This is a genomic window from Nocardioides sp. (genome assembly GCF_030149505.1).
Taxonomy (GTDB): Bacteria; Actinomycetota; Actinomycetes; order Propionibacteriales; family Nocardioidaceae; genus Nocardioides.
Map to the genome: position 1 here is coordinate 217374 of NZ_JASBRN010000045.1, position 22431 is coordinate 239804.

Below are 22431 nucleotides of genomic sequence, written 5' to 3' on the forward strand. Positions count from 1 at the left end.
CGACACAAGCCGACGGCTCGCCAGCATCACAGGGGATCGATCAGCGCGATGGCGGTCTCCACCGCCCTCAGCGTGTCGACGTCGCCGCTCCAGGCATAGGCGTCCAGCGCGGTGTCGGCGAGCTTGATGACGTGCTCGTCGCCGTGGTGCGCCGCCCGGTCGAACAGCACTGCCGGCTCGCTCCTCCACGGAGGTACCTGACGGCCGCTGCTCGGCGCATAGGCCGCCACGATGGCGGCTGACGCCGACCACGCCGCCTCCACGCTGCCGGCCCACAGGCCCGGCGCCAATGACGGCAGGGTGCGCAGGACCGCGTTGGGGGCCGTGGCGGCGTGGACGAGCATGACCGGGTTGCCGTGGGCGTGGGTCGCGTAGCGACGGACCGCGGCGATGACCAGGTCACGCAGGAACTGCTCGGCATCGGCGGAGGGCGCGATCGCGCTCTGCGCCGCCGCCCAGCCGTCCAGGACCGCCAGTCGGCGCAGCCGCTTCTGGATACCTCCGGTCTGCGGCGTGATGGCGGGCAGCGCCGAGATCGCCGTGGCCGCGTCGAGGCGGCCCCTCGGCCCGGTGGCCCCCGGCACGGGTTGCCAGCGGGCCGACCAGTAGGCGAGTCCGCGTCCGAGCTCGGCGACCCGCTCCGGGGTCTCGCCCAGCTCGCGCAGGACGCGGACCGCGTGGCCGACCCGGATCACCCCGTGCGTCGCCCCGGCTGCGATGCCGGGGACGAGCCGGGGCCACCAGGCGCCCAGCACGTCGGTCCATGGACGCGTGGCCGCCTCCTCCTCGAACCACCCCAGCCAGTCCCCGAGCCGACGCGGGTCGCCAAGGGCTGCGGCCCAGTCGTCGATCCGGGCCGAGGGCCCGGGCGTAGGCTCCAGCCTCCTCGTGTAGCGGTCGAGCCAGGAGGAGAGGTCGACGTCGGTGTCATGACGCGCCAGGGCCTCGGCGGCCATCGGGCCATGGTTGCTCAGCCAGCCGTCGAACTCCGGTCCCGTGGTGGCCAGTCGGGCATAGGCGTCGTCGATCGCGTCGAGGGTCATGCGAGCATGCAACAACCTCAAGTGAGGTTAAGGTCAAGCATGCCGCCCGAGCGCACCCACGTCGAGGCACGACGTCGCCCCCTGACGCCCGGCGAGGCCGCCGCGCGGACGGGGGTCAGCGTCTCGACCCTCCACTTCTACGAGCGCGAGGGGCTGGTCGAGAGCACGCGCACCCCGGGTAACCAGCGCCGCTACCACCGGGACGTCCTGCGCCGGGTCGCGTTCGTCCGGGCGTCGCAGGGCGTGGGCATCTCCCTGTCCGAGATCCGCGCAGCCCTGGACTCCCTGCCGGCGTCGAGGACGCCGACGAAGGCGGACTGGGCGCGGCTCTCGCAACGCTGGCGCGCGCAGCTCGACGAGCGGATCCTGCAGCTCGAGCGCCTCCGCGACTCCCTCGACACTTGCATCGGGTGCGGGTGCCTCTCCCTGAGCGCGTGCGCGCTCTACAACACCGACGACTCCTTGGCGGCGCGCGGCACTGGGCCTGTCCGATGGCAGCGTGCCGGCGACGTCAGCGGTGGTTTGTCGCCCTCGCACCCATGAGCCAGGACGCGTCGCCAGGTGGGTCGCACCGTCGACGAACGAACCAGGGCCCCGGTCGGAACGACCGAGGCCCTGCTGCTGGTGGGCGATACTGGGTTTGAACCAGTGACCTCTTCCGTGTCAAGGAAGCGCGCTACCGCTGCGCCAATCGCCCGGGTCTTGAGTTGTGGTGGGGCTGGAGGTGGGTACGGGATTTGAACCCGTGTACACGGATTTGCAGTCCGTTGCCTCGCCTCTCGGCCAACCCACCGCGGAGGCCAAACAATGGAGAGACCTCTCCGAGCGGACGACGAGGCTCGAACTCGCGACCTCAACCTTGGCAAGGTTGCGCTCTACCAACTGAGCTACGTCCGCTTGCTTCCCCGGAGTTGCCCCCGGCGAACGACGGAAACAGTAGCCCATGGCCCAGACCGCGCCAAATCCGGGTCACCACGGCGTTTCGGCCCCCTGACGGGACCGGGAACAGGCCCCTGACCAGCGGCTTACAGTGACCGCCATGCACGCCTGGGTGGACGGTTCCCTGCTCCTCGACCCGACCGCCGCGGCGGTCCGCGTCACCGACCACGGCCTCACCGTCGGCGACGGCGTGTTCGAGTCGGTCAAGGTCGTCGACGGTCGTCCGTTCGCCCTCGGCCCGCACCTGGACCGGCTCGAGCGCAGCGCCCTCGGCCTCGGTCTCGAGGCGCCGGACCGGCCGCTGGTCGAGGAGGGCGTGCGGGCCGTGCTGGCCGTCGAGCACCTGCCGCTCGGTCGGCTGCGGATCACCGTCACCGGAGGGCCCGCGCCCCTGGGCTCGGGCCGCGGGGACGAGGGCCAGACCGTCATGGTGGTCGCGGTGCCGATGGCGCCGGCGGCACCGTCCGCGGCGGTCGTCACGGTGCCCTGGCCCCGCAACGAGCGCGGCGCGACCGCGGGGCTCAAGACGACGTCGTACGCCGAGAACGTCATCGCCCTGGCCCACGCCCAGCGGCAGGGTGCCGACGAGGCGCTGCTGGCCAACACGGTCGGCGACCTGTGCGAGGGCACCGGCTCCAACGTCTTCTACGTGGTGGACGGCGAGCTGCGGACCCCCACGCTGGCCAGCGGCTGCCTGGCCGGGGTGACCCGCGCGCTGGTGCTCGAGTGGTGCGGGGGAGTCGAGGTCGACGCGCCGCTGGCCGAGGTGGCCGCCGGCGCCTCGGAGGTCTTCCTGGTCTCGACCACCCGTGACGTGCAGCCCGTGCTGCGGTGGGACGGCCGGACGTGGGGCCAGCCCGGGCCGGTCACCCTCGAGGCCGCACGCACGTGGGCGCTCAGGGAGCCCGAGGGCTTCTGAGGGTGAGGGCTGCCGGGGCTCAGGCGCCCTGGAGCAGGTCGGCGACCAGCGCGTCCAGGTCCAGGTGGTCGGACTCGGTGCCGAGCGGCACCAGCGCGAGCGTGCGGGCCAGGAAGTCGTCGAGCTCGGCCATGCCGAGCCGCAGCACCAGCCGCCCGCCCGGGGCCTGGAGGCGGATGACCACCGCGTCCTCCAGCTCGGTGGTGAGGGCCGGCCAGACCATGACGTCGCCGTCGCCGATCGGGCTGCCGGCCCCCACGACCAGCAGCTCGCGGGCGACCATCCAGGTCACGTCGCCCTCGGCGGTGTGGAACACCAGCGCGACGGCGTACGGGTCCTGGGGGTCGTAGGTCAGCGAGACCGGCACCTCGCGGCCGCGCTCGCCGGGGACCTCCAGGGAGACCATGCGCACCTCGGAGACCAGCACCGACACCGGGCCGGTCAGGTGGCCGTGGGTGGGGTCGGGGTAGTTCGGCATGGGTCCTCCTGGAAGTCGTCTCTGGAGGGGAGACGTCCTTCCGATCGGCCCATGACGCGGATTCCTGCAGAGTTTTTCCAGGTGCTCGACGCCGATGCGGAGCAGGGGTGCGCCATGCGCTACAGTCGGCCACCGCACGGGCGATTGGCGCAGTGGTAGCGCGCTTCGTTCACACCGAAGAGGTCACTGGTTCGAACCCAGTATCGCCCACCGTTGCTTGGCACCTGAGTGGTAGCGCGGCTCTGCCGGTCGCACCGAAGAGGTCACTGGTTCGAACCCAGTATCGCCCACAGAAGAGCCGCACACCGAGAGGCGTGCGGCTCCGTGCATTTGCTGCCATGGTGGACGCATGCGCCGCACCCGACTGCCGTACGCCGTCGCCACCGTGAGCCTCCTGGCAGTGCTCTCCGCGTGCGGCTCCGAGAGCGCGGTCCCCAGCACCGAGGTGGCGACCGACTCGGCCGGCGCCTCGCCCACGGCGTCCGGGGAGCCCACCGAGCAGCCGGAGACCACGTCCGAGCCCAGCGCCGAGCCGTCCGTGGACCCGGACCCTGCGGTGGTCGAGGGGCTGGACCTGGCCTTCGACGCCGACGCGCTCACGATGACGCTGCAGGTGCCGGAGCTGGTCGCCAGCGACCGGCTGCTGGTGCTCTACCGCTGGCAGACCCGCGACGTGCGCGTGGCGATCGAGACCACCCTCGTCGGGGACGAGCCGGTCGTGCGCGGGGTGTGGAGCGACGGCAGCGCCGAGATGAGCGGCAAGGTCAAGGACGCCGGCGCCGACTGGGACCTCGAGGCCGGCACCGTGACGATCACGCTGCGCGAGCGGCTCAACGGCGACCGGGCCGAGGTGTCGGCGACCGGGCTGGGTCCGAAGGACCGCTACCCGACCGAGCAGTCGGCGTACGCCGTGACCGAGGCTGTCGAGCGCGGCTGACCCGCACCGCTCCTGCGGCCCGGCGCGACCGACCCGATATCGGGTGGGGTGGCGCTGCGGCCGCTCGATACCCTGCTCGGACGCCCCCGACCGGGGAACCGAGCAGCAGAGGAGCACCACCGTGTCCGAGATGAGCATCGTCCGCGTCCACGCCGGGGAGCGTCAGGACCGGACGGTCACCACGGGCACGAAGGCGTGGGAACTGTTCGCGGAGGACACCGAGGTGGTGGCGGCCCGCGTCGGCGCCCCCGGTCAGGAGAAGAGCCTGAAGGACCTCTCCTACGTCCTGGCCGAGGGCGACGAGGTCGAGTCCGTGCCGATCGACAGCAAGGACGGCCACGACATCCTGCGCCACTCCTGCGCGCACGTGATGGCCCAGGCCGTCCAGCAGCTCTACCCCGAGGCCAAGCTCGGCATCGGACCGCCGATCACCGACGGCTTCTACTACGACTTCGACGTCGAGACCCCCTTCGTGCCGGAGGACCTCGCCAAGATCGAGACCGCGATGCGCAAGATCATCAAGGAGGGCCAGCGCTTCGAGCGCCGGGTCACCACCGATGCCGACGCGATCGACGAGCTGCAGGACGAGCCCTACAAGATCGAGCTGATCGGGCTCAAGGGCGCCGGCAACGCCGAGGACGCCGCCCAGGAGATCGCAGAGGGTGCGAGCGCCGAGGTCGGCGCCGGCGAGCTGACGATCTACGACAACGTGCGCCGCAACGGCGAGGTGGCCTGGTCCGACCTGTGCCGCGGCCCGCACCTGCCGACCACCAAGCGGATTCCCGCCTTCAAGCTGATGCGGTCCGCGGCGGCGTACTGGCGCGGCAACGAGAAGAACAAGCAGCTCCAGCGCATCTACGGCACCGCCTGGGAGTCCAAGGAAGCGCTCGAGGCGCACCTGCACCGGATCGAGGAGGCCGAGCGCCGCGACCACCGCAAGCTGGGGCGCGAGCTCGACCTGTTCAGCTTCCCCGACGAGATCGGCTCGGGGCTGCCGGTCTTCCACCCCAAGGGCGGCGTGATCAAGCGGGCCATGGAGGACTACGTCCGCGAGCGCCACATCGAGGAGGGCTTCGAGTACGTCGGCACCCCGCACATCGCCAAGGAGGGGCTCTTCTACACCTCGGGCCACCTGCCGTACTACGGCGAGGGGATGTACCCCGCGTTCGACGTCGACGGCATGGACTACCGCCTCAAGGCGATGAACTGCCCGATGCACAACCTGATCTTCCGCTCGCGCCAGCGCTCCTACCGCGAGCTGCCGCTGCGGCTCTTCGAGTTCGGCTCGGTGTACCGCCACGAGAAGTCCGGCGTCATCCACGGGCTCACCCGTGTCCGCGGGTTCGCCCAGGACGACTCGCACTCCTACGTCACCCCGGAGCAGGCGCCGGCCGAGGTGGAGCACCTGCTCAACTTCATGCTCAGCCTGCTGCGCGACTTCGGCATCGACGACTTCTACCTCGAGCTCTCCACACGCGACGAGTCCAAGGACAAGTTCATCGGCAGCGACGAGGACTGGGCCGTCGCGACCAAGGTGCTCGAGGACGTCGCCCTCGCGACGGGCCTCGACCTCGTTCCCGACCCGGGTGGCGCGGCCTACTACGGCCCCAAGATCTCCGTGCAGGCCAAGGACGCCATCGGCCGCACCTGGCAGATGGGCACGGTGCAGTACGACTTCAACCAGCCCTCGCCCGACCGCTTCAACCTCGAGTACGTCGCCGCCGACGGCAGCCGGCAGCAGCCGGTGATGATCCACTCGGCCAAGTTCGGCTCGATCGAGCGGTTCATGGGCGTGCTCGTCGAGCACTACGCCGGTGCCTTCCCCCCGTGGCTGGCCCCGGTCCAGGTCGTCGGGATCCCCGTCGCCGACACCTTCGGGGACCACCTCCACCAGGTGGCCGCCCAGCTACGGGCGCGCGGGATCCGGGTCGAGGTCGACGAGTCCGACGACCGCTTCCAGAAGAAGATCCGCAACGCCCAGCTGCAGAAGGTGCCGTTCATGATGATCGCCGGCGGCGAGGACGTCGCGGCCGGTGCCGTGTCGTTCCGCTACCGCGACGGTCGCCAGGACAACGGCGTGCCCGTCGAGGAGGCCATCGAGCGCGTCGTCGCGGCGGTCGCGTCGCGCGAGCAGGTCTGAGGCGGGGCGGGTCTCGTGGCTCGCTCCGCTCGCACCTCGACCAGCGTGCGGGTGGGTCTGCTGCTGGTCCTGCTGCTGGCGCTCTCGGCGTGCGGCGGCGGAGCCGAGGACGCGACGCTCCCGGAGGTGACGGCGACCGAGCGGCCCTCCGGCGCGCCCGCACCCTTCCCCGCGATCGGGGAGGACGCCGACGAGGGCCGGGTCGGGGCTGACGGGCTCGCGCTGGCCGACGTCGAGGCCATGCGCGACCTCGCCGCGTTGGCCGAAGGTCTCGCGGGGAAGCGGCCTGCCGTCCCCGCGCGCGACGGCAGCCCCGTGCTCGGTGGGGACGTGTCGTGGCCGCAGTGCCCGCCCGGCCTCGGCATCCCGCAGCGGCGCACGCTGGGCCTGCCCATGCCCCTTCCCTCCGCCGAGTACGTCGTCGTCGGGCTCACCAACGGGCCCGGGTTCTACCCCAACCCCTGCCTGGCCGACCAGGTCGCGTGGGTGCGCGAGCGCGGCCTGCTGATCTCGGCGTACGCCGTCCTGAGCTACCCCGACCGCGCGGCACTGGAGCGCTTCGGCGACGACGGGCCCTTCGACGGGGCCACCGCGCTGGGGGCGCTGCGCAACATCGGCTACCAGCAGGCGCTCTACAACATCCGCTCGATGCGCGCGGCCGGACTGGAGACGCCCTTCGTGTGGCTCGACGTCGAGCCGGTGGCGCTCTTCGAGTGGTCCGCGGACCCGGTGGCGAACGCGGCAGTGGTCGAGGGGAGCCGGCGCGGCTACGAGGACGCCGGCTACCGCGTGGGGGTCTACTCCACGCCGTACCTCTGGGAGCAGATCGTGGGCGACCTCGCGCTCGGGGTCCCGGAGTGGCGGGCCGCGGGGGAGAGCGGTCGGGAGGAGGCGCTGGCGCGCTGCGGTCCGGAGTGGTCGATCCAGGGTGGCGAGCCGGTGATGGGGCAGTGGCTCGAGGACGACCGCGACTTCAACCTGACCTGCCCGGGGGTCTCTCGGGACCTGGGGCGGTACTTCGCGGCGACGGCGGTTACCGACGGGTAACGATAAATGCGACACGATGTCGCGCGTACCTATGTACACGGACGCCGTGTCGCAGTAACGTGGTCGTCACGCACCACCCCCCAGCCCCGACGACGACGTCCCGAGCCACGGAGTGACGATGACCGCGATGCAGATCCCGACCCAGCTGCCCACCGCCGCGCCGACCTACGAGCAGCGCCTGCAGACCCTGTCCGAGGCCTCCGTGCACCAGCACTTCGACGCCTTCAAGGACATCGCTTGGGACGACCCGGCGTACGCCATCGACCCCCAGGACCCGCGCTGGATCCTGCCCAAGGTCGACGTGCTGGGTCGCACCGAGTGGTACCAGTCGCTGCCGCAGACCGAGCAGATCCGGATCGGGCTCTACCGCCAGGCCAACGTCACCAAGGTCGGCCTGCAGTTCGAGCAGATCCTCATCGCCGGGCTGATGAACTACGCCTTCTCGCTGCCCAACGGCTCCGCGGAGTTCCGCTACTCCACGCACGAGGCGACCGAGGAGTGCCACCACACCCAGATGTTCCAGGAGTTCGTGAACCGCTCCGGCCAGCCCGTCCACGGCGGCTCGCTGCTGTTCCGTGCCGTCGCGCCGTTCCTGCCCCTGGCGGCCAAGTGGGTCCCGTTCGGCTTCTTCTACGGCGTGCTCGCCGGCGAGGAGCCGATCGACCACGTGCAGAAGTCGATCCTGCGGGCGGGCAATGACATGCACCCCCTGCTGCAGCGGATCATGCAGATCCACGTCGCGGAGGAGGCGCGCCACATCGGCTTCGCCCACCAGTACCTCGAGCACAAGGCGCCGCGGCTCAAGCGCGTCGAGCGGCTCGTGCTGAGCCTGCTCGTGCCGGTCATCATGAAGTGGCTGTGCAACGAGATCCTCGTGCCGAGCAAGAAGGCGCGCAAGGACATGGGCATCCCCAAGCACGTGATGAAGGAGGTCTACTGGGACTCCCCGGAGTCGCAGAAGTTCCTGCGCGACCTCTTCGGTGACGTGCGGATGCTCGCCGAGAGCACCGGGATGATGAACCCCGCCTCCAAGCGCGTGTGGCGTGCGATGGGCATCGACGGCCGTCCCTCGCGGTTCCGCAGCGAGCCCGCCTCCGCGGCCGCCTGACCGGGCCCGGCCCGAGAGCCCCCGGGGGAGCGCCGTGCCCTACGTCGTCACCCAGTCCTGCTGCTCCGACGCCTCGTGCGTCGTGGCCTGCCCGGTCAACTGCATCCACCCCGCGCCCGGCGAGCCGGACTTCGCGACCGCGGAGATGCTCTACATCGACCCGGCCGGCTGCGTGGACTGCGGCGCCTGCGCCACGGCCTGCCCGGTCGACGCGATCAAGCCGCACACGCTGCTGACCGCCGCCGAGCAGCCCTTCCTCGGGCTGAACGCGGAGTACTACCAGGTGTTCCCGCACGCCGACCGCACCCCGGTCGCGGTCGTGCCGCCGCAGCGCCGCCTGCGCTCGGACCGACCGGTCCGGGTGGCGGTCGTGGGCGCCGGGCCCGCCGGTCTGTACGCCGCGGACGAGCTGCTCAAGCACCCCGAGGTCTCCGTGGACGTGCTCGACCGGCTGCCCACGCCGCACGGGCTGGTCCGTGCGGGGGTCGCGCCCGACCACCAGCACACGAAGCAGACCCAGCGGCTCTTCGCCCAGGTCGAGGAGCTGCCCGGCTTCCGCTACCTGCTCGGTGTCGAGGTGGGCCGCGACGTCACCCGCGCCGAGCTCGACGAGCGCTACGACGCGGTCGTGTGGACCGTGGGCGCCTCGGCCGACAAGCCGCTGCGCGTGCCCGGCGAGGACCTGCCCGGCTCGCTCTCGGCCACCGAGGTCGTGGGGTGGTACAACGGCCACCCCGACCACCAGGACCTCGCCGTCGACCTGTCCTCGGCCACCGGCCGGGTCGTGGTCGTCGGCAACGGCAACGTCGCCCTCGACGTGGCCCGCGTGATGACCCTGGACCCCCAGCTGCTGCGCGGCACCGACGTCGCCGGGCTTCCCTGGACGGTCCTCGCCCAGAGCGCCGTGCGCGAGGTGGTCGTGCTCGGCCGCCGCGGACCCGCCCAGGCGGCCTTCACCCTCCCCGAGCTCGTGGGCCTGGTCGGCCTGGTCGAGCAGGGTCTGCTCGACGTCGTCGTCGACCTCGGCGGCGAGCCGCTGCCCGCGGACACGCCGGTCGGTCGGATGCTCGCCCTGCTCCCGGGGTACGACGCCGGGGTGCCGGTCGACCCCGCGCGACGCCGGGTCGTGCTGCGCTTCCTGGCCCAGCCCGTCGCCGTCCTGGGCGAGACCCGGGTCGAGGCGGTCGAGGTCGAGCGCACCCGGCTGGTCGCGGGTGCCGACGGTGCGGTGCGCGCCGAGGGGACAGGGGAGACCGAGCTGCTGGAGTGCGGACTGGTGCTGCGCGCGGTCGGCTACCACGGACGCGAGGTCACCGACCTGCCCTACGACCCGGCCACCGGCACCGTCCCGAGCGACCACGGTCGGGTCGAGCCCGGCACCTACGTCGCCGGCTGGGTCAAGCGCGGTCCGTCGGGCTTCATCGGCACCAACAAGTCCTGCGCGCAGGAGACGGTGGACCGTCTGCTCGACGACCTCGACGCCGGCACCACCAGCCCGCCGACGCGCGATGCCGACGACCTGCCCGCGCTGCTCGCCAGCCGCGGCGTCACGGTCCTCGACCTCGCCGACTGGCGCGCCATCGACGCCGAGGAGCGCCGTCGCGGCGCGGCCAGCGGACGGGTCCGGGCCAAGATCGTCGACCGCGAGGAGATGCTCCGGGTCGCGGTGGCCGCCCGGCGCGGCCCGGCGAGGCCCGAGCGGGGGCGCGCCCGGTACTCTTCGGGACCGAGGGTGCGCAGCCCACGCTGAGGCGCCCGCCACGCGCCACCGTCCCGAGGGGAGCCCGATGCCGACCAGCCCGCCACGGCCGGACGGACGTCAGGCCCGCTGGGACCGGCACAACCAGGAGCGTCGCCAGCGCATCCTCGACGCCGCCATCGCCGTCGTCGAGAGCGGTGAGCCGGGCGCCGAGGTGCACGTCCAGCAGATCGCCGAGCAGGCCGGCCTGAGCCGCACGGTGGTCTACCGGCACTTCGCCGACCGCTCCGACCTCGACCGGGCCGTGCAGACGGCGATCGTCGACGACCTCTCCGGCGAGCTGCTGCCGGCGGTCACCCTCGAGGGCACGATCCCGCAGATCATCGAGCGGATCGTCTCCACCTACGTCTCCTGGGCCGTGGCCCACCCCGCGCTGCACCGGCTGGCCGAGCAGGACTCCTCCGTCGACGGCACCGGTCCGCTCCAGCAGGGCATCGAGAAGATCGCGCACCAGGTCGTCGAGCTGATCTCGACCGCCGTCGAGCTGCTGGGCGTCGAGATGTCCGAGGACGAGGCCGACGCGGTCGACCCCCTGGTCTTCGGGCTCGTCGGCGCGGTCTTCAGCGCCGTACGCCGCTGGATGGCGAGGCCCGAGCGGGCTCCCTCGGCACCGGTGCTGGTCTCGCTCGTCACCGACTCGGTCTGGTACATCCTCGACGGCCACGCCCGCTCGCTCGGGCTGGAGCTGCACCGCGACCAGCCGGTCGACGAGCTGCTCGCCTCGGCGGCCCAGGACCAGTCGGCCCAGGACCACTCGGCCCAGGACCGGACGTGAGCCTGCACCAGGACGGCGTCGGGGAGTCCGACCACCTCGACCGGCTGTGGACCCCGCACCGGATGGCCTACATCCGCGGCGAGAACAAGCCCGCCGACGCGACCTCGGGCCAGTGCCCCTTCTGCCGCGTCCCGAGCCTGCCCGACGACGAGGGGCTGGTCGTGCGCCGGGGCCGGCTGGCCTTCGTGCTGCTCAACCTCTACCCCTACTCCCCGGGGCACCTCATGGTCTGCCCCTACCGCCACATCGCCGACTACACCGAGACCACCGACGAGGAGGCCGCCGAGATCGCCGACCTCACGCGCGCGGCGATGCGCACGGTGCGGCACGTCTCGAGGGCGGGCGGGTTCAACCTCGGCATGAACCAGGGTGAGGTCGCCGGCGCCGGCATCGCCGCCCACCTGCACCAGCACGTCGTGCCGCGCTGGCCAGGCGACCAGAACTTCATGCCGATCATCGGGCGCACCAAGACCCTGCCCGAGCTGCTCGGCGACACCCGGGCGCTGCTGGCCGACGCCTGGCGGTGACCCGCGAGGCGTCGGCTGCTCAGCGGTGCTGGCTCAGCGCTTCTTGCCCAGCTGCGCGACAGGGTCGACCACGTCGGACCCCGTCGCCTTGGCGCGCTTGTCGGCGCGCTTCTCCTTGATGGACTTCCCCTTCGGGGACTTGCCGTGCCCGGGCGACTTGTCGCTCATGTGCGGACCCTCTGCTGGGGGGCCTGGGTGGCCCCGTCCCACGACCCTACGCGCACATGCCGCCGTCACCTGCGTGTCACGTGCCGGACGGGGAGGATGGCTAGCCTTCCCCGGGTGAACGATCGCGGGTCCGCAGCAGCCAGTGACAGTGCCCTGGCCGTCGAGGTCGTGGAGCGCGCGGCCGCCGTGGCCGCCGAGCAGCGCACCCTTGGCCTGGAGACCCGCAGCAAGACCTCGCTGTCGGACGTCGTGACCAACGCCGACCACGCCGCCGAGGAGCTCGTCGAGGCCCTCCTGCTGGCCCAGCGGCCCGACGACGGGCTGGTCGGGGAGGAGGGGGCCGCCCGCGCGTCCACCTCCGGCCGGACCTGGGTGGTCGACCCGGTCGACGGCACCTACAACTTCGCCCAGGGGCTGGACTGGTGGTGCACCGCGCTGGCCCTCTGCGAGGACGGGGCCGACGGGGCCGTCCCGGTGCTCGGGGCCGTGCGCCACGAGGCCACCGCCACGACGTACGTCGGCGGCCGCGACGTCCCGCCGACCCGCAACGGCGAGCCGCTGGCAGCGCTGGAGGACCGGCCGCTCGGCAGCTCCTGCGTGGCGACGTACCTCCACCCGCCGTACCTCGGCACCCTCGTCGGCGAGGCGTTCGCCCGGGTCGTGGGCCGGGCGGCGACCCTGCGGATGCTCGGCTCGGGCACCCTCGACGCCATGGCGGTGGCCGAGGGCCGGCTGCACCTGGTCTGCCAGCACAGCGTGCCGGCGTGGGACTGGCTGCCGGGCGCCGCGATCCTCACCGCCCTCGGCGGGGAGGTGCGCCACGTCGAGGCGGCCGGGCGCACGTGGTACCTCGCCGGGGTGCCCACCGCGGTGGCCGAGGCCGCCGAGGCGCTGCTCGGCCTCCAGGGGCCGTAGGGTCAGCGCCGTGTTGGACAGGTTCAAGGGGTTCTGGCAGGGCGTCGTGCTGATGCCGTTCGTGCGGCTCTTCATCCGGCTGGGCGTCAGCCCGGACGCCGTGACGCTCGTCGGCACCCTCGGCGTCGCGGCCGGCGCGCTGGTCTTCTTCCCCCAGGGGATGCTGCTGACCGGCGTGCTGGTCATCACCGCCTTCGTCTTCAGCGACCTCGTCGACGGGGCCATGGCCCGCCAGCTGGGCCGCTCCTCGAAGTTCGGCGCCTTCTGGGACTCCACGCTCGACCGGATCGGCGACGGCGCGGTCTTCGGCGGCCTGGTGCTCTACTTCGCCGCCGACGGGGACTCCCAGCTCTACCTCTCGCTGTCGCTCTACTGCCTGGTCATGGGCTCGGTGACGTCCTACGCCCGCGCCCGCGCGGAGTCGCTCGGCATGGACGCCAAGGGCGGGCTCGCCGAGCGCGCCGACCGGCTCGTGCTGATCCTCGTGGCCACCGGGCTCGGTGCGATCTTCGACCTGCCGGTGCTGATGTACGCCGCGCTGTGGATCCTCGCCTTCGCCAACAGCTACACCGTCGTCTTCCGCATCCTGAAGGTCCGGCGCCAGGCGCTCGCCCACGACGCCGCGGCACCCCCGTCCGCGTGATGCTCCCGACGTGGGGGTGTGCCACCCCGCGCCGTACGATCTGAGGCATGGCCGACACGCACGAGACCCCCGCCGCGAGCACCCCTGAGCAGAGCGCCGGCACCGGCACCACCCGCGTCAAGCGCGGCATGGCCGAGATGCTCAAGGGCGGCGTGATCATGGACGTGGTCAACGCCGAGCAGGCGAAGATCGCCGAGGACGCCGGCGCCGTGGCCGTCATGGCGCTCGAGCGGGTCCCCGCCGACATCCGCGCCCAGGGCGGCGTCTCGCGCATGAGCGACCCCGACATGATCGACGGCATCATCGAGGCCGTCTCGATCCCCGTCATGGCCAAGGCGCGCATCGGCCACTTCATGGAGGCCCGGGTCATCCAGAGCCTCGGCGTGGACTACATCGACGAGTCCGAGGTGCTGACCCCGGCCGACTACGCCAACCACATCGACAAGTGGCAGTTCACCGTGCCCTTCGTCTGCGGCGCCACCAACCTCGGCGAGGCCCTGCGCCGCATCACCGAGGGCGCTGCGATGATCCGCTCCAAGGGCGAGGCCGGCACCGGCGACGTCTCCAACGCCGTCACCCACATGCGCACCATCCTCGGCGAGATCCGCCGCCTCGGCGCCCTGACCGAGGACGAGCTCTACGTGGCCGCCAAGGAGCTGCAGGCGCCCTACGAGCTGGTCCGCGAGGTCGCCACCACCGGCAAGCTCCCGGTGGTGCTCTTCACCGCCGGCGGGATCGCCACCCCGGCCGACGCCGCGATGATGATGCAGCTCGGCGCCGACGGCGTCTTCGTGGGCTCGGGCATCTTCAAGTCCGGCAACCCGGCCCAGCGCGCCGAGGCGATCGTCAAGGCCACGACCTTCCACGACGACCCGGCGATGGTCGCCAAGGTCTCGCGCGGGCTCGGAGAGGCCATGGTCGGCATCAACGTCGAGGACATCCCGCAGCCGCACCGCCTGGCCGAGCGCGGCTGGTGAGCCCCGGCCCCGGGCCGCGTGCTCAGCGCAGCTCGGGGCAGTCCAGGGACTCGCGGTCCTGCGCGGACAGGGCGTCGTAGTCGCCCACGAGCTCCAGGGCCGTGCCGGGCGGGCCGACCTCGGTCAGGTACGCGCGGAAGTCGTACTGCCGGTCGGTCCAGTAGAGCTGCGGCTCGCCGCCGTCGAGGACCGAGTAGGTCCCGCTCGCCGGCCCCATCAGCGCCTCCAGCTCCTCACGGTCCATCCCGGTCTCCAGGTCGCACCACCGTTCGACCCAACGTCGGGTCTCCGGGCTGCCGAGGGTGCGCGGCTCCTCGGCGAGCACCCGCCAGGCCGCGCGCTGGTACTCCAGGTCCACCGTCACCGCGCTCGCGCCGAACCCGACCGCCAGCACGGCCTTCTCGCCGGTCAGCGTCGTCGTCTCGACCGAGACCGGCTCGGTCCGGCGCGCCGGGTCCTCCCACAGCAGGGCCTCGAAGCCGGTGCACGGGTCGCCGAGCCCGGCCCTGCCGACCAGGATCGCCTCCTGCCGGAGCGCGATCGTGAGCTCCGGGTGCTGGACCGCGCACGCGGTCTCCGCGTCCTGGGCCGCGAGCGCGCCCAGCCAGGCGAGGTACGCCGCCTGCGCCTCGTCCTCCGGCTGGACCGCCTCCGCGTCGACCGGGTCCTCGGTCACCGTCGGCGCGGCCGTCGCGGTCCCCGGAGCCAGTGACGCCAGCGGGCGTGGAGGCGTGGCCGTCTCGTCGTCGCTGCAGCCCGTGAGCGGCGCCAGCGTGAGCAGCAGCGCGGCCACGGGGACCACCCGTCGGGAGAGCACGCGTCCACCCTAGGCTCCTCCGGTGACCTCCTCGTCCCCGCTCGTCGGCGTGCTGGCCCTCCAGGGTGACGTCCGCGAGCACGTCGCCGCGCTCGAGCGCCTCGGCGTGGCCACGACGCGCGTGCGTCGTCCCGAGGAGCTGGCCGCCGTCGATGCGCTGGTGCTCCCGGGCGGGGAGTCCACGACCATCGCGCGGCTGGCCCGCACCTTCGAGCTGCTCGAGCCGCTCAGGGAGCGCATCCGCGCCGGCCTGCCGGTCCTGGGGACCTGTGCCGGGATGATCCTGCTCGCCGACCGGGTCCTCGACGGGGCGCCGGGCCAGGAGACCTTCGGCGGCATCGACATGACCGTGCGGCGCAACGCCTTCGGTCGTCAGGTCGACTCCTTCGAGGGGCCGGTGCGCGTCGAGGGGCTGGTCGAGCCCGTTCACGGCGTCTTTATCCGGGCGCCGTGGGTCGAGGAGGTCGGCGCGCTGGTGCAGGTGCTGGCCCGCGTCGACCGCGACAGCACGGCGGGAGCGGCCGCCGGTAGGATCGTCGCGGTCCGCCAGGGGAACCTGGTGGCTACGTCGTTCCACCCCGAGGTGGGGGAGGACTCCCGGGTGCACGGCCTGTTCGTGGACCTGGTCCGAGGCTCCTGAGGGCCTCCCGAGAGCGGAGAAGGAAGAGGCATGTCCGGGCACTCCAAGTGGGCGACCACGAAGCACAAGAAGGCCGCGATCGACGCCAAGCGCGGCAAGCTGTTCGCGAAGCTGATCAAGAACATCGAGATCGCCGCGAAGATGGGCGGCCCCGACCCGGCCGGCAACCCGACGCTCTACGACGCCATCCAGAAGGCCAAGAAGCAGTCGGTCCCCAACAAGAACATCGACTCCGCGGTCAAGCGCGGCGGCGGCCTCGAGGGCGGCGGCGTCGACTACGAGACGATCATGTACGAGGTCTACGGCCCCCAGGGCGTCGCCCTGCTGGTGGAGTGCCTCACCGACAACCGCAACCGCGCCGCGATGGAGGTCCGCACCGCGGTGACCCGCAACGGCGGCACGATGGCCGACCCGGGCTCGGTCTCGCGACTCTTCGAGCGCAAGGGCGTCGTCGTGGTGCCGAAGTCCCAGGAGGCCAAGGAGGTCTCCGAGGACGACGTGCTCGAGGCGACGCTGGACGCCGGAGCCGAGGAGGTCAAGGACCACGGCGACAGCTTCGAGGTCCAGTCCGGTCCCTCCGACGTGGTCGCGGTCCGCACGTCCCTGCAGGACGCCGGCATCGACTACGACTCCGCCGAGGTCCAGTTCGTCGCGCAGCTCGACATCCCCGTGGGCGAGCCCGACGTGGCAGCGAAGGTCTTCAAGCTGGTCGACGCCGTCGACGACCTCGACGACGTGCAGAACGTCTTCACCAACGCCGACATCCCCGACGAGGTCATGGAGGCGGCAGACGTCTGACCGGCGTGTCGGCGACGGCCACGGCGGGTGGCGACGGTTAGCGTTGCGAACACACGTTCGACCGCTGACGAGGGAGGTGCCCCGGTGCGCGTGCTGGGGATCGACCCGGGCCTGACCCGCTGCGGGATGGGTGTCGTGTCCGGCTCCGTGGGTCGCCCGTTGGACCTGGTCGACGTCAACGTCATCCGCACCAGCTCCGACCTGCCGGTCGCGCAGCGCCTCGTGAGCATCGAGAAGGGCATCGACGCCTGGATCGAGGAGCACCGACCCGACGCCGTGGCCGTGGAACGGGTCTTCGCCCGCTCCGACGTCAGCACGGTCATGGGCACCGCGCAGGCCAGCGGGATCGCACTGGTGTGCGCGGCGCGGCGCGGCCTCCCGGTCGCGCTGCACACCCCCAGCGAGGTCAAGGCCGCCGTCTCCGGCAGCGGCCGGGCCACCAAGGACCAGGTCGGCCTCATGGTCACCCGGATCCTGCGCCTGGATAGCCCGCCGAGGCCGGCCGACGCCGCGGACGCGCTGGCGCTGGCCATCACCCACATCTGGCGCGGAGGTGCCCAGGCGCGGTTGGAGCAGGCCCGGCTCGAGCAGCTGGCCCGGGCGCGCACCGCCATCACGAGCAGAGGAGCAGTCCGCCGATGATCGCCTACGTCCGCGGCCCGGTCGCCGCCGTCACCCTGTCCACCGCCGTCGTCGAGGTCGGCGGCGTCGGGCTGGAGCTGCTGTGCACCCCGGGCACGCTGGCGACGCTGTCGCCCAAGGTAGGCACCGGCCAGACCGCGATGCTCCCCGCCGCACTGGTCGTCCGGGAGGACTCCCTGACCCTCTTCGGGTTCCTCGACGAGGACGAGCGCACCTGCTTCGAGCTGCTGCAGACCGCCAGCGGCGTGGGGCCCAAGCTGGCTCAGGCGATGCTGGCCGTGCTCGGCCCCGACGACCTGCGCCGTGCGGTCGGCTCCGAGGACGTCAAGACCCTCACCCGGGTTCCGGGCATCGGCCAGAAGGGCGCCCAACGCATCATCCTGGAGCTCAAGGACCGGATCGGCGCACCGGTCGGCCAGCGCCAGGTCGCTGCAGCCGCCCCCACCGAGGCGTGGCGCGACCAGGTGCGCCAGGGCCTGCAGGGCCTGGGCTGGTCGGCCAAGGACGCCGACCGTGCCGTCGACGAGGTCGCGCCCACCGCGGGCGAGACACCCGACGTCGCCTCGCTGCTCCGCGCCGCCCTGCGCGCCCTGTCGAGGGCGTGAGGCGCGTGCCCGGGGACATGCACGACGACGACCTGGACCAGCTCGACCCGCTCGACCCGCTCGTGCGCGGCGAGCGCGACCACCTGCGCTCCCTCGTGGCAGCCGACGCCGACGGCGACGAGCGCGCCGTGGAGGCCGCGCTGCGCCCGCGCAGCCTCGAGGAGGTGGTGGGCCAGCACCGCGTGCGCGACCAGCTGGGGCTGGTGCTCGAGGCGGCCCGGCTGCGCGGCCGCGCTCCCGACCACGTCCTGCTCTCCGGTCCGCCTGGCCTCGGCAAGACCACCTTGGCGATGATCATCGCCCACGAGATGGGCGCCCCGCTGCGGCTCACCAGCGGCCCCGCGATCACCCACGCCGGTGACCTCGCGGCCATCTTGTCGGGGATGAACGAGGGCGACGTGCTGTTCATCGACGAGATCCACCGCATGTCCCGGCCCGCCGAGGAGATGCTCTACATGGCGATGGAGGATTTCCGGGTCGACGTCGTCATCGGCAAGGGGCCCGGCGCGACCGCGATCCCGCTCGACATCCCGCCCTTCACCCTCGTCGGCGCCACCACCCGGGCGGGGCTGCTCCCGGGTCCGCTGCGCGACCGTTTCGGCTTCACCGCCCAGCTCGAGTTCTACGACCCCGCCGACCTCGACCTGATCGTGCACCGCTCGGCCAGGCTGCTGGACGTCGCGCTCACCGCCGACGGCGCCGCCGAGATCGCCTCTCGCTCGCGCGGCACGCCCCGGATCGCCAACCGGCTGCTGCGCCGCGTCCGCGACTACGCCCAGGTGCGCGCCGACGGCCTGGTCACCCACGACGTGGCCGAGCGGGCCCTGGACCTCTACGAGGTCGACCCGCTCGGGCTGGACCGCCTGGACCGGGGGGTCCTCGACGCCCTGTGCCGTCGTTTCGGCGGGGGACCGGTCGGCATCTCCACCCTGGCCGTGGCGGTCGGCGAGGAGCGCGAGACCGTCGAGGAGGTCGCCGAGCCGTTCCTGGTCCGCCTGGGCTTCCTCGCCCGCACCCCGCGGGGGCGGGTCGCGACGCCTGCCGCCTGGACGCACCTCGGTCTCGCGGTGCCGCCGTCCGCCACGCAGGGTGGCGACCCCGCGTTGTTCGACGCGGAGTAGCCCGCGGTTACACTTCCCGACGGCCGCCCCCGGGGGGCGGCCGTCGTCCACCCACACCCTCGCCTGAGAGGTACGTCGTCGTGCAGGACCTCGCGGCACTCCTGCCGTTCCTGGCCATCGCCCTCATCTTCTGGCTCCTGCTGATCCGTCCGCAGCAGCGGCGGGCCAAGCAGCTCCAGTCGATGCAGCAGGCACTGGACGCGGGCGACGAGGTGATGCTCACCTCGGGGGTCCTGGGCACCCTTACCTCGGTCGACGACGAGACGATCGGGCTCGAGATCGCCCCCGGCGTGACCATCAGGGTCGCGCGCGGCGCGGTCGGTCGCCGGATCGAGGAGCCCCGGACCGACGAGCCCCGGACCGACGAGCCAGGGGAGCGGCCGACGCCGTCCCCGGAGGAGAACTGACGTACATGGCACGCAACATGGTCCGGCCGGGCCGCACCCTCGTGGTGTTCTTCCTGGCCCTGGCGGTCGCCTTCGGCCTGGTGGCGCTCGCCGGGTCCTGGAAGCCGCAGCTGGGACTCGACCTCCAGGGCGGCACCCGCATCACGCTGGTCGCCGCCAACGAGGACGTCGAGTCCGACAGTCTCGAGGAGGCGCGCCAGATCATCGACGACCGGGTCAACGGCTCCGGTGTGGCCGAGGCCGACGTCGTCACCGAGGGTGGCGACATCATCGTCGTCGAGATCCCCGGTGAGAACAGCCGCGACCTCGTCGAGACCGTGCAGCGCACGGCCCAGCTGCGTTTCCGCCTGGTCGCGTGCTCGAGCGTCGACGGTCGCTGCACCACCACCACCGGTCTGCCGGAGGGCCTGGACGTGGAGTCGCTCACGCCGGGCGCCGGTGGCGAGCAGGGCGGCCAGCAGGACGGCCAGCAGGACGGCCAGCAGGGCAACAACCGCGCGGCACTCGGCGCGTGGGCGCAGATGTCCGGCGAGTCCACCAGCCCCAGCCCCAGCGCGTCCCCCCAGGACGGTGGCCAGGGAGGCAACCAGGACGGTGGCCAGGGCGGCCAGCAGGGCAACCAGGGCGGCAACCAGGGCAACCAGCAGGGCGACCCCTACGAGGCCTGCGTCGCGGCTGCGGCCGAGGACGAGCTGACCGAGCGGCCGCTGGAGTGGATCGACAACCCGACCACCGCCTGCGTCGACGCCTTCAACGCCTTCAACGCCTCGGGCGGCTGCCAGGACCCCAGCCAGGTCCCGGCGATGCCCGACCGCCCCGAGTCCCCGCTCATCACGTGCGACGAGGACGGCATCGCCTACCTCCTGTCGGCCTCCATGATCGAGGGCACCGACCTGGACGACGCCGGCGCTGCCATCCCGCAGAACCAGGTTAACTACGTCGTCACGCTGTCCTTCAACGGCGAGGGCACCGACACCTTCGGCGAGATCTCCCAGGCCCTGTTCGGGACCGAGAAGCAGTTCGCGATCGTGCTCGACGGCCAGGTGCTCTCTGCGCCCACGATGGACGGCGTCATCCTCGACGGCAACGCCCAGATCAGCGGCAACTTCACCGAGACCAGCGCCAACAGCCTGGCGACCAGCCTGCGCTACGGCTCGCTGCCCATCGAGTTCGAGGACGACGTCTCGGTCGAGACCATCGGCCCGTCGCTCGCCGGCGACCAGCTCAGCGCGGGCCTGTGGGCCGGCGGCCTGGGCCTGGCGCTGGTGATGATCTACTGCCTGCTCTACTACCGCGGCCTCGGCCTCGTGGTGCTCGGCTCCCTGGCCGTGGCGGCCGCGACGACGTACGCCGCGGTGCTGCTGCTCAGCGAGACGGCCGGCTTCACGTTGACGCTGCCCGGCATCGCGGGCTTCATCATCGCCGTGGGTGTCACCGCCGACTCCTTCATCCTCTTCTTCGAGCGCATCCGTGACGAGATGCGCGACGGCAAGTCGATGCGGGTCGCGGTGGAGAGCGGCTGGCGCCGTGCGCGGGTCACCCGCCTCGCGGCCAACACCGTCTCCCTGCTCTCCGCGCTGGTGCTCTACATCTTCGCGACCGGCGCGGTGAAGGGCTTCGGCTTCGCCCTCGGGCTCTCGACGATCATCGACCTGCTGGTGCTCTTCTTCTTCACGCGGCCGGCCGTGTCCTACCTCGCGCGCTACCGCTTCTTCAACGGGGGCGGGCGCCTGTCCGGCCTGAGTCCCGAGACCCTCGGCATGGACGGCGTGCCGGCTGGAGGTAAGGCCTGATGGGCAAGTTCTCCCGGCTCGGCAACGAGCTCTACAACGGGCGGAAGTCGATCGACTTCGTCAACCGCCGACCGCTCTGGTACGCCATCTCGCTCGTCCTGGTCGGTGCGGCGCTGGCCGTGGTCCTCATCAAGGGCCTCAACTTCGGCATCGAGTTCACCGGCGGCACGCAGTACCGCGTCCCGCTGGCCGCCTCCGAGGTCACCCAGGACAACGCCGACGAGCTCCGGACGGCGATCGCCGAGGCCGGCATCGAGGGTGCCGACACCCCGGTGGTCACCACCTCCGGCCAGTCGATCCTCATCCAGGTCGAGGACCTCACCGCCGAGGCCAGCGACTCCGTCGTGGAGGTCATCAACGGCACCGTCCCGGTGAGCGACCAGATCTCCCAGGACGAGATCGGCGCCAGCTGGGGCACCCAGGTCGCCCAGCGGGCCGCGATCGGCGTGGGCGTCTTCCTGGTCCTGGTGATGATCTTCATCGCGCTCTACTTCCGCGAGTGGAAGATGTCGGTGGCCGCGCTCGCCGCGCTGGCCCACGACATCGCGATCACCGTCGGGGTCTACGCGCTCTCCGGCTTCCCCGTGACGCCGTCGGCGGTCACCGGTCTGCTGGCGATCCTCGGCTTCTCGCTCTACGACACCGTCGTCGTCTTCGACAAGGTCCGCGAGAACACCCGCGAGTTCCGCCGCCCGGGCCAGACCTACTCCGACGCGGCGAACCTCGCGGTCAACCAGACGCTGGTGCGCTCGATCAACACCGGCATCGTGGCCCTCATCCCGATCGGCGCGATCCTCTACGTCAGCGCCGTCCAGCTGGGTGCCTCCTCGCTGCAGGACCTCGCGCTCTCGCAGTTCGTGGGCATGGCGGCGGGCGTCTACTCCTCCGTCGTGCTGGCGCCGCGCATCCTGGTGCACCTGAAGTCGGGGGAGAAGGACATCGCCGAGCACGAGAACCGCGCGGCAGCCCGGCTGCGCCGGGCCGACCGCTACGCGACGGTGCCGAGCTTCGCCGAGGACATGCCGATCGCCAACGACCCCGGCCTCGCCCCGCCCTCGGAGGACGGCGCGCCGGCGCCCACGCGCCAGGCGCCGCCCCCGGTGACCACCCACGAGCCGATGGGCCGGGGACGCAACGTGCCCAAGACCCGTGGCGAGGTGGGGCAGAGCCCTGCCGCCGGGCGCCAGCAGCCCAGCCGCAAGCCCCGCTCGCAGCGCGGCAAGAAGTAGGAGT

Annotated in this window: 24 protein-coding genes and 4 tRNA genes; 21 read left to right on the forward strand and 7 right to left on the reverse strand. The window is 72.3% G+C overall.

Annotated features, from left to right (window positions below):
* Positions 1-26: 26 nt before the first annotated feature.
* Positions 27-1043, reverse strand: coding sequence for a hypothetical protein (locus Q1V71_RS09505; protein ID WP_300643218.1), 1017 nt, complete (start codon positions 1041-1043; stop codon positions 27-29).
* 39 nt (positions 1044-1082) lie between these two features.
* On the opposite strand from Q1V71_RS09505, the gene soxR reads away from it, so the two are divergent.
* A complete protein-coding gene (gene soxR / locus Q1V71_RS09510; RefSeq protein WP_300643220.1) occupies positions 1083-1586 on the forward strand; it encodes a redox-sensitive transcriptional activator SoxR in 504 nt (167 codons plus the stop codon).
* A 79-nt stretch (positions 1587-1665) separates the two neighbouring features.
* Here soxR and Q1V71_RS09515 read toward each other — a convergent pair.
* The 3 genes from Q1V71_RS09515 to Q1V71_RS09525 all read right to left on the reverse strand — a co-directional run bounded on the left by Q1V71_RS09515 (position 1666) and on the right by Q1V71_RS09525 (position 1940).
* Positions 1666-1740: transfer RNA gene (locus tag Q1V71_RS09515), tRNA-Val, on the reverse strand.
* Between the two features lie 22 nt (positions 1741-1762).
* A tRNA-Cys gene (locus Q1V71_RS09520) sits at positions 1763-1836 on the reverse strand.
* A gap of 31 nt (positions 1837-1867) precedes the next feature.
* Positions 1868-1940, reverse strand: a tRNA-Gly gene (locus Q1V71_RS09525).
* 142 nt (positions 1941-2082) lie between these two features.
* Here Q1V71_RS09525 and Q1V71_RS09530 point away from each other — a divergent pair.
* Complete coding sequence (locus Q1V71_RS09530) at positions 2083-2901, forward strand: aminotransferase class IV (protein WP_300643221.1); 819 nt, start codon at positions 2083-2085, stop codon at positions 2899-2901.
* A gap of 19 nt (positions 2902-2920) precedes the next feature.
* Here Q1V71_RS09530 and Q1V71_RS09535 read toward each other — a convergent pair whose 3' ends face one another.
* Positions 2921-3379 carry an SsgA family sporulation/cell division regulator gene (locus Q1V71_RS09535; protein ID WP_300643223.1) on the reverse strand — a complete coding sequence of 153 codons (459 nt, stop codon included), beginning with the start codon at positions 3377-3379 and terminating at the stop codon, positions 2921-2923.
* Between the two features lie 138 nt (positions 3380-3517).
* On the opposite strand from Q1V71_RS09535, the gene Q1V71_RS09540 reads away from it, so the two are divergent.
* The 8 genes from Q1V71_RS09540 to Q1V71_RS09575 all read left to right on the forward strand — a co-directional run bounded on the left by Q1V71_RS09540 (position 3518) and on the right by Q1V71_RS09575 (position 11672).
* Positions 3518-3589: transfer RNA gene (locus Q1V71_RS09540), tRNA-Val, on the forward strand.
* Between the two features lie 139 nt (positions 3590-3728).
* A complete protein-coding gene (locus tag Q1V71_RS09545) occupies positions 3729-4316 on the forward strand; it encodes a hypothetical protein (protein WP_300643224.1) in 588 nt (195 codons plus the stop codon).
* 130 nt (positions 4317-4446) lie between these two features.
* On the forward strand, positions 4447-6456 hold the full coding sequence (gene thrS, locus Q1V71_RS09550) for a threonine--tRNA ligase (RefSeq protein WP_300643226.1): 2010 nt from the start codon (positions 4447-4449) through the stop codon (positions 6454-6456).
* Between the two features lie 15 nt (positions 6457-6471).
* Positions 6472-7503 carry a hypothetical protein gene (locus tag Q1V71_RS09555; RefSeq protein ID WP_300643228.1) on the forward strand — a complete coding sequence of 344 codons (1032 nt, stop codon included), beginning with the start codon at positions 6472-6474 and terminating at the stop codon, positions 7501-7503.
* Positions 7504-7630: 127 nt separating this feature from the next.
* Entirely contained in the window at positions 7631-8611 is a 981-nt protein-coding gene (locus Q1V71_RS09560; protein WP_300643230.1) for a diiron oxygenase, read from the forward strand.
* 34 nt (positions 8612-8645) lie between these two features.
* Positions 8646-10361, forward strand: a complete 1716-nt coding sequence (locus Q1V71_RS09565; RefSeq protein ID WP_300643231.1) for an FAD-dependent oxidoreductase — start codon at positions 8646-8648, stop codon at positions 10359-10361.
* Positions 10362-10398: 37 nt separating this feature from the next.
* Positions 10399-11145 carry a TetR/AcrR family transcriptional regulator gene (locus tag Q1V71_RS09570; protein ID WP_300643233.1) on the forward strand — a complete coding sequence of 249 codons (747 nt, stop codon included), beginning with the start codon at positions 10399-10401 and terminating at the stop codon, positions 11143-11145.
* Positions 11142-11672: an HIT domain-containing protein gene (locus tag Q1V71_RS09575; RefSeq protein WP_300643235.1), complete on the forward strand. Its 531-nt coding sequence runs from the start codon at positions 11142-11144 to the stop codon at positions 11670-11672. The genes Q1V71_RS09570 and Q1V71_RS09575 overlap by 4 nt, the downstream gene beginning before the upstream one ends.
* A 33-nt stretch (positions 11673-11705) precedes the next feature.
* Here the strand turns inward: Q1V71_RS09575 and Q1V71_RS09580 are convergent, their stop codons facing one another.
* Positions 11706-11840: a hypothetical protein gene (locus Q1V71_RS09580; protein WP_300643237.1), complete on the reverse strand. Its 135-nt coding sequence runs from the start codon at positions 11838-11840 to the stop codon at positions 11706-11708.
* Between the two features lie 114 nt (positions 11841-11954).
* Here Q1V71_RS09580 and Q1V71_RS09585 point away from each other — a divergent pair, with 114 nt between their 5' ends.
* From Q1V71_RS09585 to pdxS, 3 genes are read left to right on the forward strand one after another with little or no spacing between them, the layout of a single operon-like run.
* Complete coding sequence (locus Q1V71_RS09585; RefSeq protein WP_300643239.1) at positions 11955-12755, forward strand: inositol monophosphatase family protein; 801 nt, start codon at positions 11955-11957, stop codon at positions 12753-12755.
* A gap of 52 nt (positions 12756-12807) precedes the next feature.
* Positions 12808-13398 carry a phosphatidylinositol phosphate synthase gene (gene pgsA / locus Q1V71_RS09590; protein ID WP_300643472.1) on the forward strand — a complete coding sequence of 197 codons (591 nt, stop codon included), beginning with the start codon at positions 12808-12810 and terminating at the stop codon, positions 13396-13398.
* A gap of 47 nt (positions 13399-13445) precedes the next feature.
* Positions 13446-14375, forward strand: coding sequence for a pyridoxal 5'-phosphate synthase lyase subunit PdxS (gene pdxS, locus Q1V71_RS09595; protein WP_300643241.1), 930 nt, complete (start codon positions 13446-13448; stop codon positions 14373-14375).
* A gap of 22 nt (positions 14376-14397) precedes the next feature.
* Here pdxS and Q1V71_RS09600 read toward each other — a convergent pair whose 3' ends face one another.
* Complete coding sequence (locus Q1V71_RS09600) at positions 14398-15192, reverse strand: hypothetical protein (RefSeq protein WP_300643242.1); 795 nt, start codon at positions 15190-15192, stop codon at positions 14398-14400.
* A 22-nt stretch (positions 15193-15214) separates the two neighbouring features.
* Here Q1V71_RS09600 and pdxT point away from each other — a divergent pair, with 22 nt between their 5' ends.
* The 8 genes from pdxT (at position 15215) to secF (ending at position 22427) form a co-directional block, all read left to right on the forward strand.
* Positions 15215-15832 carry a pyridoxal 5'-phosphate synthase glutaminase subunit PdxT gene (pdxT, locus tag Q1V71_RS09605; RefSeq protein WP_300643244.1) on the forward strand — a complete coding sequence of 206 codons (618 nt, stop codon included), beginning with the start codon at positions 15215-15217 and terminating at the stop codon, positions 15830-15832.
* Between the two features lie 30 nt (positions 15833-15862).
* On the forward strand, positions 15863-16630 hold the full coding sequence (locus Q1V71_RS09610) for a YebC/PmpR family DNA-binding transcriptional regulator (protein WP_300643245.1): 768 nt from the start codon (positions 15863-15865) through the stop codon (positions 16628-16630).
* A gap of 84 nt (positions 16631-16714) precedes the next feature.
* Positions 16715-17272, forward strand: a complete 558-nt coding sequence (gene ruvC, locus Q1V71_RS09615; protein ID WP_300643247.1) for a crossover junction endodeoxyribonuclease RuvC — start codon at positions 16715-16717, stop codon at positions 17270-17272.
* Positions 17269-17877: a Holliday junction branch migration protein RuvA gene (ruvA, locus tag Q1V71_RS09620; protein WP_300643249.1), complete on the forward strand. Its 609-nt coding sequence runs from the start codon at positions 17269-17271 to the stop codon at positions 17875-17877. The genes ruvC and ruvA overlap by 4 nt, the downstream gene beginning before the upstream one ends.
* A 17-nt stretch (positions 17878-17894) precedes the next feature.
* Complete coding sequence (ruvB, locus tag Q1V71_RS09625; RefSeq protein ID WP_300643474.1) at positions 17895-18998, forward strand: Holliday junction branch migration DNA helicase RuvB; 1104 nt, start codon at positions 17895-17897, stop codon at positions 18996-18998.
* 80 nt (positions 18999-19078) lie between these two features.
* Positions 19079-19405, forward strand: a complete 327-nt coding sequence (gene yajC / locus Q1V71_RS09630; RefSeq protein WP_300643251.1) for a preprotein translocase subunit YajC — start codon at positions 19079-19081, stop codon at positions 19403-19405.
* A 5-nt stretch (positions 19406-19410) separates the two neighbouring features.
* Positions 19411-21198 carry a protein translocase subunit SecD gene (gene secD, locus Q1V71_RS09635; protein WP_300643253.1) on the forward strand — a complete coding sequence of 596 codons (1788 nt, stop codon included), beginning with the start codon at positions 19411-19413 and terminating at the stop codon, positions 21196-21198.
* The gene (gene secF / locus Q1V71_RS09640; protein ID WP_300643255.1) at positions 21198-22427 is read left to right on the forward strand and encodes a protein translocase subunit SecF; all 1230 of its coding nucleotides are present in this window, start codon (positions 21198-21200) and stop codon (positions 22425-22427) included. The genes secD and secF overlap by 1 nt, the downstream gene beginning before the upstream one ends.
* Positions 22428-22431 lie beyond the last annotated feature (4 nt).

Excerpts from the sequence above, each read along its gene's own strand:
- Q1V71_RS09505 (WP_300643218.1), bottom strand. The coding sequence starts at position 1,043 with ATGACCCTCGACGCGATCGACGACGCCTATGCCCGACTGGCCACCACG.
- soxR (WP_300643220.1), top strand. The coding sequence starts at position 1,083 with ATGCCGCCCGAGCGCACCCACGTCGAGGCACGACGTCGCCCCCTGACG.
- Q1V71_RS09530 (WP_300643221.1), top strand. The coding sequence starts at position 2,083 with ATGCACGCCTGGGTGGACGGTTCCCTGCTCCTCGACCCGACCGCCGCG.
- Q1V71_RS09535 (WP_300643223.1), bottom strand. The coding sequence starts at position 3,379 with ATGCCGAACTACCCCGACCCCACCCACGGCCACCTGACCGGCCCGGTG.
- Q1V71_RS09545 (WP_300643224.1), top strand. The coding sequence starts at position 3,729 with ATGCGCCGCACCCGACTGCCGTACGCCGTCGCCACCGTGAGCCTCCTG.
- thrS (WP_300643226.1), top strand. The coding sequence starts at position 4,447 with ATGAGCATCGTCCGCGTCCACGCCGGGGAGCGTCAGGACCGGACGGTC.
- Q1V71_RS09560 (WP_300643230.1), top strand. The coding sequence starts at position 7,631 with ATGCAGATCCCGACCCAGCTGCCCACCGCCGCGCCGACCTACGAGCAG.
- Q1V71_RS09570 (WP_300643233.1), top strand. The coding sequence starts at position 10,399 with ATGCCGACCAGCCCGCCACGGCCGGACGGACGTCAGGCCCGCTGGGAC.
- Q1V71_RS09580 (WP_300643237.1), bottom strand. The coding sequence starts at position 11,840 with ATGAGCGACAAGTCGCCCGGGCACGGCAAGTCCCCGAAGGGGAAGTCC.
- pgsA (WP_300643472.1), top strand. The coding sequence starts at position 12,808 with ATGCCGTTCGTGCGGCTCTTCATCCGGCTGGGCGTCAGCCCGGACGCC.
- pdxS (WP_300643241.1), top strand. The coding sequence starts at position 13,446 with ATGGCCGACACGCACGAGACCCCCGCCGCGAGCACCCCTGAGCAGAGC.
- Q1V71_RS09610 (WP_300643245.1), top strand. The coding sequence starts at position 15,863 with ATGTCCGGGCACTCCAAGTGGGCGACCACGAAGCACAAGAAGGCCGCG.
- ruvA (WP_300643249.1), top strand. The coding sequence starts at position 17,269 with ATGATCGCCTACGTCCGCGGCCCGGTCGCCGCCGTCACCCTGTCCACC.
- ruvB (WP_300643474.1), top strand. The coding sequence starts at position 17,895 with ATGCACGACGACGACCTGGACCAGCTCGACCCGCTCGACCCGCTCGTG.
- secD (WP_300643253.1), top strand. The coding sequence starts at position 19,411 with ATGGCACGCAACATGGTCCGGCCGGGCCGCACCCTCGTGGTGTTCTTC.
- secF (WP_300643255.1), top strand. The coding sequence starts at position 21,198 with ATGGGCAAGTTCTCCCGGCTCGGCAACGAGCTCTACAACGGGCGGAAG.